Consider the following 15,777-nt stretch of genomic DNA (forward strand, 5'->3'; position numbering starts at 1 on the left):
AGATTGGCGAAATGATGCACCATATTGCCCCACGTTGCACCATAACGCTACATAAAGCACCATTTATGAGCAGTAATTTATACATCCCAAAAACCTGTAAACATTGCGGTAATGCTTTTACAGCACGTACAACAGTAACTAAATACTGTGGTGATACCTGCGCTAAAAAAGCCTATAAGGCACGTAAGCGTAAAGAAAAAGTACAAGCTACTCTTACAAAGGATATGCAGCAGCAAAAAGAAGCTGTTCAAGTTCCAAACCTCAACACGGTAAATAATAAAGATTTTTTAAGCGTTACTGAAGCCTCACAATTGATTGGTGTTAGTAGATGGACCATTCAAAGAATGATTCAACAAGGGCGTTTAAAAGCAGTCCCTTTTGGAAGAAAACGTATTGTAGCCAGATGGCAAATAGAAAATCTTTTTAATTAGCATCCTATGAAAGTAACTTTAAGACAACGCAAAAAGAATGATAAAATAAGTCTGTATTTAGATTACTATCATAAAGGAAAACGCAAGACCGAGTATTTGCGATTATACCTTACACCTAATCCTAAAACTAAAACCGAAAGAGAGGTTAACAAGAAAACCAAGCAATTAGCAGAAACCATTTGCGCGCAACGCCAAATAGAAATACAAAATGGTATTTATGGCTTTCAGGATATAGAGAAATTAAAAGGCAGTTTTATTACTTATGTTACAGCTTTAGCAGAAAAGAAAAATACAAGCTCTGGCAATTATGGGAATTGGAACAGTATGCTAAAACATTTGAAAACCTTTTGTCCTACAGATGTTAGTTTTCAAGATTTGGATAAATCATTTGTAGAGCGTTTCAAAGAGTATTTAGATAAAGATGCTATGGCAAGAGCGGGTAAAAAATTGTCTCAAAACTCTAAATATTCATACTATGGTAAATTTTGCGCAGCTTTAAAGCAAGCGGTAAAGGATGGTATTTTAAAAGTCAATCCTGCTAATGGTGTAGATTATTTCAAACAAGGAGAACCTCAACGAGAATTTTTAACTCTTGATGAATTACAAAATGCAGTTAACACAGAATGTGAATTACCATTATTAAAAAATGCTTTTATATTTTCAGCACTTACCGGATTGCGTTGGTCAGATATTGAAAAATTGTTGTGGTCAGAAATCCAACATTCTAAAGAAATGGGTTATTACATACGCTTTAGACAGAAGAAAACCAAAGGTGCTGAAACTTTACCAATATCAGAACAAGCAAGAGAATTATTAGGAGAAGAAGGAAAACCCGAAGCAAAAGTTTTTGAAGGCTTACATTATAGTGCCTGGTCAAATCTAAAATTGCAACAATGGATGTTAAAAGCAGGTATTACTAAAAATATTACCTTTCATTGTGCGCGTCATACTTATGCAACTTTACAGTTAACATTGGGTACAGATATTTACACTGTATCAAAATTATTAGGGCATAAAGAATTAAGAACAACACAGATTTACGCCAAAGTAATTGATGATAAAAAGAAAGAAGCTGCTAACCGTATTCAATTGGATTTATAATGAAAGGAAATGTATTTGCAAGTTTGGTATCTATTACCAACGGATTACATAGAGACAATAGATCAGAAAGAGAATTTGATATTCTGAACTCTGAATTAAAGGAAACATCAAAAGTTAACAATGCGGTTTTTAAAGTAAACTTTAAAAGACCTTTAAACAGTAAAAAAGAATATTACTTTAAGCTGATTTCAAATGATACTGAAACTGAATTAGGAGCATTAAAATCTCATTTCCCAAAAGATGCTACTGAACCCGAAAACAAGTATAACTATACCGTACAGTTTAATAAGCTAAATAAATATTTAAAGGATATTGCCAATTACATCAAAAAGCAGTCTATATAAGTAACGATTTAAGCAACGATATAGATTACATCATCAATTACTTAAAAGTATCTGCAATTCGCTTATACATCGAACTACAAGAACAATACGGACAATTTTCAGAAACTACTTTATTCTCAATTCAAGAAATAGCGGAAAAGTATTTTAACGATACTGATTTTGATACGTCAGTATTTGTAAAATTAGAAGTAGATAAAAAAGAGGTAGTTAAAAAGCCATCTAAACCGAAAAGCAAACTAAAAACCTCATTTGGTTATAAAAATAGAGATACTTCAAATTTACTTCCAGTTATAAAGCAATTACATTTTAGAATTGAACTATTAGACAATAGAACAACCCCAGAACAATTGGAAAAACTGTTATTGGCAGACAACTTCAACAATATAGATTACAAGATTTACCTGCAATGTGAAACCACACAGTTTAGTTATATAGTAGATGTTTTAAAACCTTTTTTTACAGGATTTAATCCAACTTCAATTGAGCGTTCTGGAAAGTTTATTACTAAAACAGGAACACCTCTAAAGGCAAATAATCTTCATAAAAACAAAGTCCACAACCCAAAAGAAAAGGAAGAAATAGACAATATTATCCAACAACTGCAATAAAAAACAGTAAGATTAGTAAGAAATCTTACTGTTGTCTTACTCTCATTTTACACTCTTACTAAAATCCGATAGCCAATTTTAAACCTTTGTCCTGTTCTTGAAAACCAAGAATGACATTTGCGCAGATGTCCTCATTTATTTAAATCAAAATAAACGATGGACACAAATATCATCGAAAAGTTAGACCGCATTGAAAAACTCTTATTAGAGCAACAAACAATGCAAAAGCAAGTATTAAACTTTAACGAAACTTGCAAGTATTTAGAATTATCACAATCGCACTTGTATAAACTCACAAGTACGGGAGCCATTCCACACTATAAACCGAATGGCAAAAAGATTTATTTCCAAAGAGAAGAATTAGACCATTGGTTACTTCGTAACCGTATGGACTCACAAGACGAAATCGAACAGCAAGCTGCCGATTACTTAATTAAGAAAGGAGCGGTGAAGTTATGACTGAAATAATCGATTTACTCTTGGCGCTCTCGCAAGAAATAAAGGACTTAAAAGCACGTATAGAGTTGTTGCGACATTCGAGAGCAGAAGTATTAAAAGATACGTGGATAGACAACCAAGACGTATTGCAGACCTTACACATCAGTAAGCGAACCTTACAGACCTTTAGAGACAACGGAACACTGCCTTATAGCAAAGTAAAGGGTAAGTTTTATTATAAGGTTTCCGATGTAGAGCAATTGCTTCAAGATAACTACTACAACCATAATTTCAAGCAAGATGGAAGTAAGTAGAGAGGCAATTTTAAACAAAACACATTACGGCTTAAAGATTTATGCCTACGTGTTAAGACACTATTATCCTGAAACAACAGTCCTTTCTGTAAAAGGAAGGGACTGCGAGATAACCCGAAACCCTTTTAATGGTGGTAAAGAAACTTTACGGATTCATATTGATGACGTTATAGCAACACATCGAGATACAGAACTAAAAACTTTTAACGGTGATGTATTCGATTTTGCGCAATACCATTTCAGAATAACCAATGAAGAAGAATTGTTACTCAAGATTAATCAAGAGTTGCATCTCAATTTAGAGGTCAAGGAAAAAGACGAGTTAGATTGGTTGAATGGTCCAGACGATACCTGGTATGGGTATTGTAGCTTTTTCAAAGCCCCAGTTCGCAATGTGTTTCCTTCGGGAACTATGCAATTACATCAAGTATTTGCATTAATCACAAGTGATAAATACAAAAAGATTACAGAAGATTTAAGGGCAATAACCGATGTAAAAGAAGCACGTAAATTCAAAGCGAATTGCTTTGATTACGTAACCTTTTCAGGAACGTTTGAAAAACGTAATGATAACAATTTGTTAGAGCATTCCAATCTATTAACAATTGATTTTGACCATTTAGATAATCTTTCAAGAGTTAAAAACGCAATTGCTGAATGATGAATATTTTGAAACCGAAATGCTATTTACATCACCATCTGGTGATGGCCTAAAATGGATTATCAGAATAGATGTTTCAGAAGTAACACATTCAGAGTATTTCACGGCAGTAGCCAATTACATTAAGCATACTTATAACATAGAGGTTGACCAGTCAGGTAAAGACGTTTCCAGAGCGTGTTTCTTACCATACGACCCAAAAGCCTTTTTACATAAAAGACACCAAGCATTATGACCAAAATATTTAATCCAAAAGAATGGTTGGAAGTTCCAGAAGAACAACCGCAACCAAAAAGCAACAACGCAACAACTAATGTTGTTGCTGTTGCTGATAATGACATTGAAACCTACATTTCAGCAATTGAGCAATCAGGTATAGACATAACAGGAAATTATGCCACTTGGAGAGATTTAGGATTTGCTTTGGCTGAAGAATATGGAGAGATAGGAAGAGATTATTTCCACAGAATAAGCAAAACTATGTAGGTTATGATTCAAAAGAATGTGACGAACAATTTAACAAATGCTTAAATGCAAAAGGTCACGGCATTACCATTGCTACCTTTTACCATTTTGCGCATCAGGCAGGTATAAAACCGATAAAGCAACAAAGCAACAACGAGGTTGCAACAAATGTTGCAACTGTTGTTGATGCACCAGAGCAAGCAATGCCAACAATACCGGATGAGGTATTTAATACCTTACCGCAGTTTTTACAACAAGTTGTAAACCCTTCGAGCAGTCAAGAGGAAAAGGATATTTTGTTGTTAGGAGCTTTAACGGCTTTTAGTGCCTGCTTTCCTAAACTCTTTGGTATCTACGACCAGCGTAAGGTCTTTGCTAATTTATACCTATTTGTAACTGCACCTGCATCTGCAGGTAAAGGCAGGCTTAACCAAATTAAAAATTTGGTAGATCCTGTTCATAAATTAAAACGTGAGCAAGCCAAAGTATTGAAGCAACAATTTAATACAGAATGGCAACCTATAATATGAACAAGGGTAAAGATGAAAACTTGGAGAAACTAGGTAAGCCACCTGAAAGAATGTTGTTTATCCCAGCCAATAATAGCGTAACTGGAGTATATCAACTAATATCCGATAATGAAGGCAAAGGGCTGATTTTTGAAACAGAAGGAGATACCTTGGCGCAAGCCTTTAAAAGTGATTACGGTAATTATAGCGATGGTTTTCGTAAAGCCTTCCATCACGAAACCATTAGTTATTATCGTAGAACAGACAGAGAGTACGTAGATATTGAAAAACCGTGCTTATCAACTGTATTGTCAGGAACACCCAAGCAAGTGGCAACCTTAATACCGAATGCAGAAAATGGTCTGTTCAGCCGCTTTATGTTCTACTATATGAATATAAAACCCACTTGGAAAAACGTGTTTTCAAGTAATAACAATGTTGGTTTAGATGATTATTACACACAATTAGGAAATGAGTTTTTAGGCTTATATAAAACATTAAAGAATAATCCAGAAATTGAAATTAGACTAACAACACCTCAACAACAGCAATTCAATACTTTTTTTGAATCCTTACAAACCAAATACATCAACTTACAACCGGAAGAATATATTGCAACCATTAGACGATTAGGCTTAATAGCATTTCGATTAATGATGTTATTTACAGCATTTCGCATTATGGATGATGGTGATGTTAATCAAGTAAAAGAATGTGAGGATGTCGATTTCCAAAATGCACTAACAATCATTGCTATTTTAGTAAAGCATAGTAGTAAGGTATTTAATGATTTACCAATTGAACAAAAAGCTGTAAAACGCCTAAATCGTAAAGAACGTTTTTTAGAAAGTTTACCAAAGCAATTCAGTAGACAAGAGTATTTAGATTTAGCAACCAAACAAAACATCCCACATAAAACGGCAGAGGGCTACATTACCAAGTTTGTTGATGTAGGTTTAATATACAGAGAGGCACATAATAGCTATTCAAATTCTGCAAAATCATTATAAGGAAATAGAGGAAATAAAGGAATTAACATATGTGTCCCCTTAAATCCTTAACTTCCTCACTTTCTGTTAATAACTGTTTATATCTTTTTGTTTTCCTTTAGGTTCCTTTTCTTAAATTAGACAAAATCTGACAAGTCTAATAAATGCTATTATGGAGTTTGGTGAATACATACGCTCATTGCGCGAAAAGCGCAATTTGTTATTAAGGGAAATGGCTGCAAATATCAATATGGATGTCGCTTATTTAAGCAAGATTGAACGAGGAAACCGTATGGCAAGACGAGAGCAGGTAATAGCATTTGCAAAAGAATTAAAAGAAGATGAAAACAAATTAATTAAGCTTTGGATGTCCGAACAGATTGTACAAATGATAAAAAACGAAAAGGACAGTACGGAAATCCTCAAAATAGCTGAAGAAAAAATTAGTAAGATTGTTAAAAAGCAGTAAAAATTAAATGTTTAAAGAGAATAAATATTTCGGTGAGGTTTGGTTTGAGGAATCACAAGATGTGAAGTGCTTCTGCGTACTTGAGCTAAAAGATAACAAGATATTTATAACCACAAATTTGAATAAGAAATATGCAGCATACCAAATTGAAGTGATTTATGGAATGTTCACAGGTTTAGGTTATGTAACCTTTGTTAATTGTAATATACAAAATAGTAGTACAGGTATAATTGAAACTAAAGTATATCACCCTAAATATACATTTGTGTGTGCTCATCACTTAATAGAGCCAGTGAATTTAAAAGTGAGTGAATTTCAAATTGACAATGCAGCAATTGTAAAGTGGGTTAGAAAAATGAACTGGTATAATTCAATCGAAGATAAGGTTGAAAAACAAGAAGACATAAAACACCAAACAGTTATTTCACAAGACTTAATTTTAACAATAACAAAATCTACTTCATACACTTCCAATCACGACTTTTTAAGAATGGATAACATAGGCTATGTAGACTTTAAGTCTACAAAGAATTTGAGTATTCTGGAAAGCATTGAACTTTACAATTCATTTCAAAAAATATTTCATTTCATTTACGGTAAATCTGTTCAGTTTAAGTCCTTTAATTTTAAGTGTTTAAGTTGTGGTGAGTGGGCTTCATTATATTATAAGGATGATTTTAATAAGGAGAACATTTCTGGTTTTATTACACTTGATTATGATACAATTAATGAAGACTTATCAAAATTAATCAAACATTGGTTTACGAATCCAGACATTACTTATTGTGCCGATATAATAATTGAAAATTTGCTATCTGTAAAGACAAGTCATAGTAGAAGGTTCACTAATTCATATTCAGCCTTTGAAGCTTACAGTTTTAAATTTGGTAAAACTCATAAAAACCCAACTGTAGAAAAATATTTATTAGAACATAAAGAGTTAATTCATAGAATTACTTCAATTCCAGAAAGCGAAATCAAAGGTTATGTTTCTAAAATAGTAAGACATAGGGATTATCTAACTCATCGAAATAAGACAAAGAATAACATTTTTTCTCAATTTGAGTTGCTATACATTTCCTTTTTATTGGATTATATAGTCGGTATAGGTTTAATGAAAAAGATGGAAGCTTCAGAAGAAGTAATTGAGAAGATAATGTTAAGGGCAAAATCTACTTATCAAGATATGCAGTCGGTTAATAAATTGTTGAATAAAGATATTTTAGAGAACTCATAAATGAGTATAAAAACAAAAAATATGGTAAAAAGTAGTAAAATATGGTATAAAGTTTGTACTTTTGCAGTAACAGTACACACCACGCTACCCATTAGAACAGCGTCCCAGGGTGTGTCTTTTGCTTTATATACCTTCCTTTTGTTAAACAATAAGACGTTTTTATATGTTTAGCAAAAAGCCCACTACCATACAAGAGCAGATTGCCCAATTACAAAAGAGGGGCTTGCAAATTCCCAATGTTCCATTAGCAGAAAAGTACTTGGCTAATATAAGTTACTACCGTCTCGGTGAATATTGGTATGTGATGCAGGAAGATAAAGAGAAACATACCTTTAAGCCAAACAGTAGATTTTCAGATGTAATTGCCTTATACAATTTTGATGCAGAATTACGATTATTGTTGTTTGATGTAATTGAAAAAATTGAAATCAGTTTACGCACCAAACTGATATATAACTTATCTCACGAAATAGACCCTTGGTGGTTCTCTAACTCAAGTATTTTTATTGATACCCTACAATTCACCAGAACCCTCTCAAAAATTGAAGAAGAAATTACGAGAGCAAGAAGTAAGGATGTAACTATTAAAAGCCATTATAACAAGCACAAGGATGATTTAAGGTTTCCACCCTCTTGGAAAAGTTTAGAACAAGTAAGTTTTGGTAACTTATCAAAGCTCTATGGTAATCTCATACATACAGTTAAAGCAAAAGATGGTATAGCACAAGAATTTGGAGCAGTAAACCATACCTATTTACCAAGTTGGTTGCAATCTATTGCTCAAATTCGCAACTTTTGTGCACACATCATTCAAGATTATGGAATAGAAACCTACCCGGAACGGTAAAGTTACTACCTAAACCACCAAATCCTTGGATTATAGATAGCGACAATGTCCCAAAACAGAACGAGTTCAGTAAACTCTATGTACATATGTGTTTAATGAAATATTTATTAAATACCATTCAGCCTAACAACCAATTTACAACACGTTTAAATGATTTATTTATAAAGTACCCTAACGTAGACCCTAATGCATTAGGTATGAAGCCTGATTGGGATAAAGAACCATTATGGCAATAGCTAAAAACACCTCTTTATTTATGCAAGAACACTTAAAAACCAACATACTCAATTTTAAATGGCCAAGTAGTACACCTGTCATATATCTATCGTTAGAAGATATTGAGGGTAGCCATCCCATCCATAAATCAAAGTTTTCAAAGCAGATAAAAGAGGCGTTTCCAGATACAGATATATCAGGTTTAGAGCATATTTTCACCACATTTACTCAAGAAATACCCAATGCCCCAAGTATCAAAATAAACTTGGTAAAGGATAAAGAACTACGCATATACAAGCAATTCCTTAAACACCAATTAAAAACCTACTTTTTAGAAAAGGGCTATATCGTAGTCAAAAACTTTGTACGCGATGTACAGGTATGGATGCCTTCAAAAAAAGGGAATACAGCAGACTATAATTTATACTATAAATTCTCATTTAAAATTCTATTTGCTACACTCACAGACTTACCAGAACTTGTAGTATCGTATGATGGCACATCAAAAGTCCTTACAAAATCAGTTAAGGATATTGAGGAAACAGAGTTTATAAAGCGTTGTGTATATGGTCAAAAAACCTTCAATTACCAAATGAATCTCGATACGGAGGACAAAGAAGAGTTTTACAACAGCATAGAATTTGATAAAGCATTTCCAATATTCAATTTACAATTGGCAAGAGCCTTAAACATCCCTATTGAAGAACCAGACAGACCAAAGAACAGATACCAAAAGTATGTAGCACTCATCACTACATTTGCTAAAAACTACTTGTTTACAGAAGAATTTAAAACCTTGTTTCCATTTAAGCAAGATGCATTTATAGATGTTCCTGGTAATCGCATTAATCACATTAACCCTAACCTGGGCTTATTAGAGTTTGGAAAAGACCAATATGGTAATAAAAGAACCCATTTAGTGCCTAAAAAGGCAATGAACATTCTAAACCCTTACAGACGCCCAAGCAATCAAAATATCAAGATATTTTTCATTTGCCATACCTCTCATAAGGATTCGGTATTGTCTTTCTATCAAAATTTAAAAGAAGGTGTAAATACTGAAAAGAACTATTATAAAGGATTAGAAGCCTATGTAAATATAAAGGCTACAGCATCAAGAGAACATTTTATTGAGTTTACTAACGAAAACGACCCAATACCTGAAATAGTTGAACAGCTTGAAAGTTTAACTTTTGACCACGACAATATAAAGTATGCAGCATTTTACATCATCAGTCCCTTTGATAAGTTTACACCAGATCCTGACGATAGGGAAATATACATCCGAATTAAAGAACTGTTTTTAAATGAAGGCATTGTAACCCAAGTGGTCGATTATGAAAAAATGATTGTAAACATCCAAGACCAATACAATTTTCAGTTTTCATTACAAAATATGGCATTAGCTATTCACGCTAAATTAGGTGGTGCACCTTGGAAGCTGGCAGTAACTGATAAAAAAGAATTGGTAATTGGAGTAGGAGCATTTACCAATCAAGGGGAAAACAGAAGGTATATAGCAAGTGCATTTAGTTTTCAAAATAATGGATTGTTTAGAAATTTTGAATACTTCAACCAAAATGAAACAAAACTATTAGCAGGTAGCATATTAAAGGCAATTAGAGATTTTACATCAGTAGCTCAAGCAGACAAAGTAGTGATTCATTTTTATAAAGAAATGAGTTACGAAGAACTTCAGCCTATTGTAGATGGGATGAACAAACTAAAATTAGGAGTGCCTTTTTATATTTTTGAATATAAACAAAACCGAAGCAGAAGATATGATTGCTTTCGATGTAAATTGGGGAGATAAATTAATGCCTGTAAGTGGTACATACATTCGCATAGGTGTAAATAAATTTTTACTATTTAATAATGCACGTTACCCAAATGATATTTATTATGCAGATACAGATGGTTACCCATTTCCTATAAAGATAAAAATAAGCAGTCCGGATGATGATGCTTTTGAAGATGTTGAGGTGATTGAAGAATTGTTAACCCAAGTGTATCAATTTAGCAGATTATACTGGAAATCCTTACGTCAACAAAATGTACCAATTACCATAAAATACCCTGAAATGGTAGCCCAAATTGCACCACGTTTTGAAAACGGTGTTCCAGAGGATGCAAAAGATACCTTGTGGTTCTTATAATAGAAATCACTCTTTTCTTTGCACAGCCATTGCATCCAATTATTTGTATATTTGTACATATTTATGAAAATATTCGTTTCCATATCAATGTCTATAGTGTTCCTTTTTCAAGGAATGAGCCTTGATTTGGACTTTTGTGGTTCAATTAGAGAAATGTCAAAAGTTATTAGCCATTTTCAAGATCATAAAGCTTATGGAGATTCTTTTATTGAATATGTATTTGAAGATTACATCGATAATGACACCAAAAGTGAAGAACATCATAATGATTCTGATGAACAGGGCATACCAGCGCATTCTCATCATCAGTGTTGCCAATCTGTACTGTTATATATTGCTAATGGCAAAATTTTCTCAATCAATCAATTAAATTTCGAGGAGAGAAAGCAAATTAATTCTCATAAAGAAACCATTAGTTCCAGATACTTGGAATCCCCTTTCCAACCCCCACAAGTTTAGTTCAGTTTTTTAAGGATAACTATATCCTAACGTGATGCTTTTAGCTTCACAACATAAGCGCATTGTATCTAATGACATTGCGAAGTTTAAACTGAATTAACATTTTTTCCATGATTAACAAAATCATTTCATTTTCCATTAATAACAAGTTTATTATTGGACTCTTTATAGTGGCACTTATAGGTACAGGCATTTGGTCTATGGCTACTATAAATCTGGGTTCCGTACCCGATATTACCAACAACCAAGTACAAGTTATTACCGTTGCCCCAAATTTAGGCACTGAAGATATTGAGCAATTTGTTACCTATCCAGTAGAATTAGCAATGGCAAATCTTCCAGATGTAGTTGAATTACGTTCGGTATCTCGTTTTGGTTTATCAGTTGTTACCATTGTCTTTAAGGACGAGGCAGGCACTTATCTTCCACGGCAGTTAGTACAAGAAAAATTAACCGAAGTTGCTGAAGAAATTCCTGAAGGCTTCGGTACGCCATTTATGGCACCAATTACTACAGGTTTGGGTGAAATCTATCAATACACTTTAAAACTAAAAGAGGGCTATGAAGATAAATACGATGCAATGGCACTTCGTACCATACAAGATTGGATTGTAAAACGTCAAATGGCATTAGTACCAGGAGTGGTCGAGGTCAACGCTTTTGGTGGCTATGTCAAACAGTATGAAGTAGCAATAAATCCTGATAAATTAAAAAGCTTTGGGATTACTATGAATCAGGTTTTTGAAGCCCTAAAAGTGAACAACGCTAATACAGGGGGTGCTTATATCGAAAAAAACCACCAAGCAAATTTCATTCGTGGAGAAGGTTTGGCCCGTAGTCTTGAAGATTTAGAAAGTACCGTTGTAACCACACAAAACGGAAGTCCTGTTTTAGTTAGAGATGTCGCAGAAAAAGTGGGATTTGGGAATCAGGTGCGTTATGGTGGATTTACCCAAGATGGACACGAAACAGTAGGTGGGCAAATACTGATGCTAAAAGGTGAAAGCCCAGGCAATGTAGTTGAAAATGTAGAGAAACGCATTGCCGAAATACAGAAGTCCCTACCAGAAGGCGTTTACATAGATACATTTTTAAGTAGAAGTGAACTTATTGGAAGAACCACGAGCACTGTTGAAAAAAACCTTATTGAGGGTTCATTGATTGTGATTTTTGTGCTTGTTCTGCTTTTGGGAAGTTTCCGTGGCGGATTAATAACAGCTTCGGTTATTCCATTATCATTATTATTTGCATTCATCTTGATGAAACAATTTGGGGTGTGGGCAAATTTAATGTCTTTGGGAGCAATAGATTTTGGTATCATCGTGGATGGCGCGGTAATTATAGTTGAAGGTATGGTATTTCACATCCATCAACGAATGAAGAAAACTAAAACCACCATTGGTCAATCAGAAATGGATGAAATTGCCTATGAATCGGCAAGCACCATGATGAATTCCGCATTTTTCGGTCAGCTTATTATCCTTATCGTATTTACACCGATTCTCTTTTTGACTGGTGTGGAAGGAAAAATGTTCCGTCCAATGGCATTTACTTTCGGATTTGCAGTTTTAGGAGCTATTATCCTTTGTCTTACTTATGTGCCAATGGTTTCTTCAATGTTCCTAAAACCTGCTAAAAATCAGAATGGTTGGTTTGCCAAATTTGAAAACAGGATTGATAAGTTCAGTGATAAGATAATGTCAGGGTTAAATAAGGCGTATGTACCTATACTCAATTTTGCACTTCGTTTTAGAGCTGGTGTCATTATTGGAGCAGTTGGGTTGTTATTGATTGCAGGATTTATTTTTAGTAATATGGGTGGCGAATTCATACCTAAATTTGATGAGGGCGACATTGCTTTTCAAGCGTTGATAAAACCAGGGAGCAGTCTTACAGAATCTATTGAAGCTTCAAAAAAACTTCAAAATTTAATTAATGAATTTCCCGAAGTAAAAACAGTGGTTTCAAGGATTGGTGTGGCTGAAATACCAACAGACCCAATGCCAATGGACATTGCCGATAGCTATATTATTCTTGAAAAGGATAAAAGCAAATGGACTTCGGCAGATAGTAAAGAAGAACTCATAGAAAAAATACAGGAGAAAATTTCAGTAGTTCCAGGCGTAAATTTCGTGTTTACACAACCCGTTGAACTTCGTTTTAATGAATTGCTTACAGGTGTTCGAGAGGACGTAGCCATTAAATTATATGGAGAAGATTTGAGCGTTTTGGCGGATAAAGTGCAGGAAATCGCAGCAGTTATTAGAACTGTTCCCGGAGCGGCTGACCTCAATGTGGAAGCTACAAGCGGTTTGCCACAAATGACCGTTGAATACAATCGTGCAAAAATGGCACAATATGGTGTAACCGTTGATAAACTCAATGATTATGTAAGTGCTGCCTTTGCAGGAGAAACAGCAGGTGTGATTTTTGAGGGAGAAAAACGCTTTGATGTTGTTATTCGGTTGGCAAAGGACTTCAGGCAAGATATCAATAGTCTTAAGAATTTGTATATCGATTTACCAAGTGGTGCACAAGTGCCACTAAAGGAAGTAGCTAACATAAGTTACAAACCTGGTCCAATGCAAATTTCAAGAGATAATACTTCGCGTCGTATTTCTGTAGGTGTCAATGTTCGTGGCCGTGATGTGAAATCCATGGTCGAGGAAATTCAACAAAAATTGGAAACGGAAGTAAAACTGCCACCGGGTTATTTTGTAACCTATGGTGGTTCATTTGAAAACTTGCAACGTGCATCAGACCGCTTGATGATTGTTGTGCCTATTGCTCTTTTTCTAATATTCATACTGCTTTATTTTGCCTTAAGCTCGTTCTCGCAGTCAGTAATGATTTATATGGCAGTGCCTCTGGCGGCTATTGGTGGAGTATTTGCTCTTTGGTTAAGGGGAATGCCTTTCAGTATTTCCGCAGGAGTCGGATTTATCGTGCTCTTTGGAGTAGCGGTTTTGAACGGGTTGGTACTGATTAACAAATTCAATGAATTAAAAGAAAGTGGAATGACAGACTTAAAAAAACGAATATACGAGGCAACACACGAACGGTTACGACCAATTTTGCTAACTGCAACGGCGGCTATTATGGGCTTTATCCCAATGGCAATTTCCACCTCTGGTGGTGCAGAAGTGCAGCGACCATTGGCAACAGTAGTAATTGGAGGATTGCTCACGGCCACATTTTTAACACTTGTAGTCCTTCCTGTATTGTATTATTGGTTGGAATCAAGAAAGGAACGAAACAATACTGATGGCGACGTAAGCTATATCAACAAATCCACGAACATAGCAACCGTATTGTTAATAGTTGGTAGTTTGATGACTTCTGGAACTGTGGTGGCTCAAGATATTAATAAAGGAGTTACTATTCCAAAAACATTGACGGTTGATGAAGCCATTGCAATGGCAAAAAAGAATTATCCATCACTTAAGGAAAGTGAAGCATTTATTGAACGGGAAAAGGCTATGAAAGGCACAAGTTTTGACCTCGGTAGTACTCAAGTATTTACAGGTAAGGAAGAATATGGTAATAATCTTCCCGGAGTACAAACTACCATAGGCGTGCAACAGGGCAACATAGATTTACTGTCCGGATTTTCAAAATCCAAGTTTTATAAAAAGCGCATTGAATTGGGAGAAAAATTTTATGTGGCCAGTGAACAACAGTTGGTGCGTAATGTGATGCAAGCTTATGACCAAATTAATTATTATAAGGCACAATTGCGTTTTGCAGACCAATTGGATAGTATTTATGCCAATTTCAAGACCGCTGCCCAACTTCGTTATGATACGGGGGAAACTGGTAAGTTGGAATTTATTTCCGCCTCTTCCGAGTTTCAACAGATTCAAGTATTAAGACAACAAGCCTATGATGATATTGAAATAGCCAAACGTGCACTAAAACAATATTTGGGAACGGAAGAAAGCATCGAAACGGTAGACGGTGTTTACGAATCATTGGATTTTATGGCAACATTGGATTCAACTTCCATTGCCAATAACCCAATGTTACAATATGCGTTGCAAAATGCCGAAGTAAGTAAGGCAAATGTGGGTGTTGAGAAATCCCAATTCCTACCGAAATTTAATTTATCGTTTGGCAGGCAAGTTGTGGATGATGTTTCAGGATTCAACACTTATCAGGCAGGTATTAGTATTCCATTGTGGTTCTTTCCGCAAAAATCAAGGGTAAAGGCCGCCAAGGCAGATGCAATGATCGCAGAGAATCAATATTTAGAGCAAAAGGCAACCACTGAAAGCAAGGTGTCGCAATTGTTCAAATCCCTTGAGAAAACAAGAAAAATATTGCAGTATTATCAAGAAGGTGCATTGCTTTTGGCGGAAGAACAAATAACAACCGCAGAACTGGCATCTAAAGAGGGTGAAATAGATTATGTCAACTATATTATCATTCTAAATAGTGCCATCCGCATTAAACAAAACCATTTGCAATACATTAACCAATATAACCAACAGTCTATTGAGGTACAATATCAGTTGGGTAATCTATAATATAAAA

17 protein-coding genes and 1 pseudogene are annotated in these 15,777 nt (G+C 34.6%); all 18 read left to right on the forward strand.

All coding sequences use genetic code 11. From position 1 onward, the window contains the following. Nucleotides 1-11: 11 nt before the first annotated feature. The 18 genes and pseudogenes from AC2H4K_RS14485 to AC2H4K_RS14570 all read left to right on the forward strand — a co-directional run bounded on the left by AC2H4K_RS14485 (nucleotide 12) and on the right by AC2H4K_RS14570 (nucleotide 15,770). Nucleotides 12-431 (forward strand): helix-turn-helix domain-containing protein, encoded by a 420-nt coding sequence (locus AC2H4K_RS14485; RefSeq protein ID WP_255572931.1) that lies wholly within the window; start codon nucleotides 12-14, stop codon nucleotides 429-431. Nucleotides 432-437: 6 nt separating this feature from the next. Continuing rightward, complete coding sequence (locus AC2H4K_RS14490) at nucleotides 438-1,532, forward strand: phage integrase SAM-like domain-containing protein (RefSeq protein ID WP_417238079.1); 1,095 nt, start codon at nucleotides 438-440, stop codon at nucleotides 1,530-1,532. Next, a complete protein-coding gene (locus AC2H4K_RS14495; protein WP_493742545.1) occupies nucleotides 1,532-1,876 on the forward strand; it encodes a DUF6617 family protein in 345 nt (114 codons plus the stop codon). The genes AC2H4K_RS14490 and AC2H4K_RS14495 overlap by 1 nt, the downstream gene beginning before the upstream one ends. A 32-nt stretch (nucleotides 1,877-1,908) precedes the next feature. After that, nucleotides 1,909-2,484, forward strand: coding sequence for a DUF6617 family protein (locus AC2H4K_RS14500; RefSeq protein ID WP_493743072.1), 576 nt, complete (start codon nucleotides 1,909-1,911; stop codon nucleotides 2,482-2,484). Nucleotides 2,485-2,640: 156 nt separating this feature from the next. Then, nucleotides 2,641-2,943 (forward strand): helix-turn-helix domain-containing protein, encoded by a 303-nt coding sequence (locus AC2H4K_RS14505; RefSeq protein WP_417238081.1) that lies wholly within the window; start codon nucleotides 2,641-2,643, stop codon nucleotides 2,941-2,943. Further along, nucleotides 2,940-3,236: a helix-turn-helix domain-containing protein gene (locus tag AC2H4K_RS14510; protein WP_134200242.1), complete on the forward strand. Its 297-nt coding sequence runs from the start codon at nucleotides 2,940-2,942 to the stop codon at nucleotides 3,234-3,236. Before AC2H4K_RS14505 ends, AC2H4K_RS14510 begins: the two co-directional genes overlap by 4 nt. Before the next feature lie 412 nt (nucleotides 3,237-3,648). Further along, nucleotides 3,649-4,132, forward strand: a pseudogene (locus tag AC2H4K_RS14515) (BT4734/BF3469 family protein). Next, nucleotides 4,129-4,383 (forward strand): PriCT-2 domain-containing protein, encoded by a 255-nt coding sequence (locus AC2H4K_RS14520; RefSeq protein WP_493742546.1) that lies wholly within the window; start codon nucleotides 4,129-4,131, stop codon nucleotides 4,381-4,383. Before AC2H4K_RS14515 ends, AC2H4K_RS14520 begins: the two are co-directional and overlap by 4 nt. A 182-nt stretch (nucleotides 4,384-4,565) precedes the next feature. Next, entirely contained in the window at nucleotides 4,566-4,892 is a 327-nt protein-coding gene (locus AC2H4K_RS14525; RefSeq protein WP_493742547.1) for a DUF3987 domain-containing protein, read from the forward strand. Beyond that, complete coding sequence (locus tag AC2H4K_RS14530; protein ID WP_493742548.1) at nucleotides 4,874-5,881, forward strand: DUF3987 domain-containing protein; 1,008 nt, start codon at nucleotides 4,874-4,876, stop codon at nucleotides 5,879-5,881. Before AC2H4K_RS14525 ends, AC2H4K_RS14530 begins: the two co-directional genes overlap by 19 nt. A 151-nt stretch (nucleotides 5,882-6,032) precedes the next feature. Continuing rightward, complete coding sequence (locus AC2H4K_RS14535) at nucleotides 6,033-6,329, forward strand: helix-turn-helix domain-containing protein (RefSeq protein ID WP_062618757.1); 297 nt, start codon at nucleotides 6,033-6,035, stop codon at nucleotides 6,327-6,329. 7 nt (nucleotides 6,330-6,336) lie between these two features. Continuing rightward, nucleotides 6,337-7,566 (forward strand): ApeA N-terminal domain 1-containing protein, encoded by a 1,230-nt coding sequence (locus AC2H4K_RS14540; RefSeq protein WP_493742549.1) that lies wholly within the window; start codon nucleotides 6,337-6,339, stop codon nucleotides 7,564-7,566. Nucleotides 7,567-7,729: 163 nt separating this feature from the next. After that, entirely contained in the window at nucleotides 7,730-8,413 is a 684-nt protein-coding gene (locus tag AC2H4K_RS14545) for an Abi family protein (protein ID WP_493742550.1), read from the forward strand. Nucleotides 8,414-8,508: 95 nt separating this feature from the next. Then, entirely contained in the window at nucleotides 8,509-8,649 is a 141-nt protein-coding gene (locus tag AC2H4K_RS14550) for a hypothetical protein (protein WP_493742551.1), read from the forward strand. Next, a complete protein-coding gene (locus AC2H4K_RS14555; protein WP_493742552.1) occupies nucleotides 8,640-10,442 on the forward strand; it encodes an argonaute/piwi family protein in 1,803 nt (600 codons plus the stop codon). Before AC2H4K_RS14550 ends, AC2H4K_RS14555 begins: the two co-directional genes overlap by 10 nt. Next, nucleotides 10,411-10,785, forward strand: a complete 375-nt coding sequence (locus AC2H4K_RS14560; protein ID WP_493742553.1) for a hypothetical protein — start codon at nucleotides 10,411-10,413, stop codon at nucleotides 10,783-10,785. The genes AC2H4K_RS14555 and AC2H4K_RS14560 overlap by 32 nt, the downstream gene beginning before the upstream one ends. Before the next feature lie 87 nt (nucleotides 10,786-10,872). Next, nucleotides 10,873-11,244 (forward strand): hypothetical protein, encoded by a 372-nt coding sequence (locus AC2H4K_RS14565; RefSeq protein WP_493742554.1) that lies wholly within the window; start codon nucleotides 10,873-10,875, stop codon nucleotides 11,242-11,244. A 110-nt stretch (nucleotides 11,245-11,354) separates the two neighbouring features. Further along, nucleotides 11,355-15,770 carry a CusA/CzcA family heavy metal efflux RND transporter gene (locus AC2H4K_RS14570; RefSeq protein ID WP_493742555.1) on the forward strand — a complete coding sequence of 1,472 codons (4,416 nt, stop codon included), beginning with the start codon at nucleotides 11,355-11,357 and terminating at the stop codon, nucleotides 15,768-15,770. The last annotated feature ends 7 nt before the right edge of the window (nucleotides 15,771-15,777 follow it).

The organism is Winogradskyella sp. 266wxhm (assembly GCF_058964685.1).

Excerpts from the sequence above, each read along its gene's own strand:
- AC2H4K_RS14485 (WP_255572931.1), top strand. The coding sequence starts at position 12 with ATGATGCACCATATTGCCCCACGTTGCACCATAACGCTACATAAAGCA.
- AC2H4K_RS14490 (WP_417238079.1), top strand. The coding sequence starts at position 438 with ATGAAAGTAACTTTAAGACAACGCAAAAAGAATGATAAAATAAGTCTG.
- AC2H4K_RS14495 (WP_493742545.1), top strand. The coding sequence starts at position 1,532 with ATGAAAGGAAATGTATTTGCAAGTTTGGTATCTATTACCAACGGATTA.
- AC2H4K_RS14505 (WP_417238081.1), top strand. The coding sequence starts at position 2,641 with ATGGACACAAATATCATCGAAAAGTTAGACCGCATTGAAAAACTCTTA.
- AC2H4K_RS14510 (WP_134200242.1), top strand. The coding sequence starts at position 2,940 with ATGACTGAAATAATCGATTTACTCTTGGCGCTCTCGCAAGAAATAAAG.
- AC2H4K_RS14520 (WP_493742546.1), top strand. The coding sequence starts at position 4,129 with ATGACCAAAATATTTAATCCAAAAGAATGGTTGGAAGTTCCAGAAGAA.
- AC2H4K_RS14525 (WP_493742547.1), top strand. The coding sequence starts at position 4,566 with ATGCCAACAATACCGGATGAGGTATTTAATACCTTACCGCAGTTTTTA.
- AC2H4K_RS14530 (WP_493742548.1), top strand. The coding sequence starts at position 4,874 with ATGGCAACCTATAATATGAACAAGGGTAAAGATGAAAACTTGGAGAAA.
- AC2H4K_RS14535 (WP_062618757.1), top strand. The coding sequence starts at position 6,033 with ATGGAGTTTGGTGAATACATACGCTCATTGCGCGAAAAGCGCAATTTG.
- AC2H4K_RS14540 (WP_493742549.1), top strand. The coding sequence starts at position 6,337 with ATGTTTAAAGAGAATAAATATTTCGGTGAGGTTTGGTTTGAGGAATCA.
- AC2H4K_RS14545 (WP_493742550.1), top strand. The coding sequence starts at position 7,730 with ATGTTTAGCAAAAAGCCCACTACCATACAAGAGCAGATTGCCCAATTA.
- AC2H4K_RS14550 (WP_493742551.1), top strand. The coding sequence starts at position 8,509 with ATGAAATATTTATTAAATACCATTCAGCCTAACAACCAATTTACAACA.
- AC2H4K_RS14555 (WP_493742552.1), top strand. The coding sequence starts at position 8,640 with ATGGCAATAGCTAAAAACACCTCTTTATTTATGCAAGAACACTTAAAA.
- AC2H4K_RS14560 (WP_493742553.1), top strand. The coding sequence starts at position 10,411 with ATGATTGCTTTCGATGTAAATTGGGGAGATAAATTAATGCCTGTAAGT.
- AC2H4K_RS14565 (WP_493742554.1), top strand. The coding sequence starts at position 10,873 with ATGTCTATAGTGTTCCTTTTTCAAGGAATGAGCCTTGATTTGGACTTT.
- AC2H4K_RS14570 (WP_493742555.1), top strand. The coding sequence starts at position 11,355 with ATGATTAACAAAATCATTTCATTTTCCATTAATAACAAGTTTATTATT.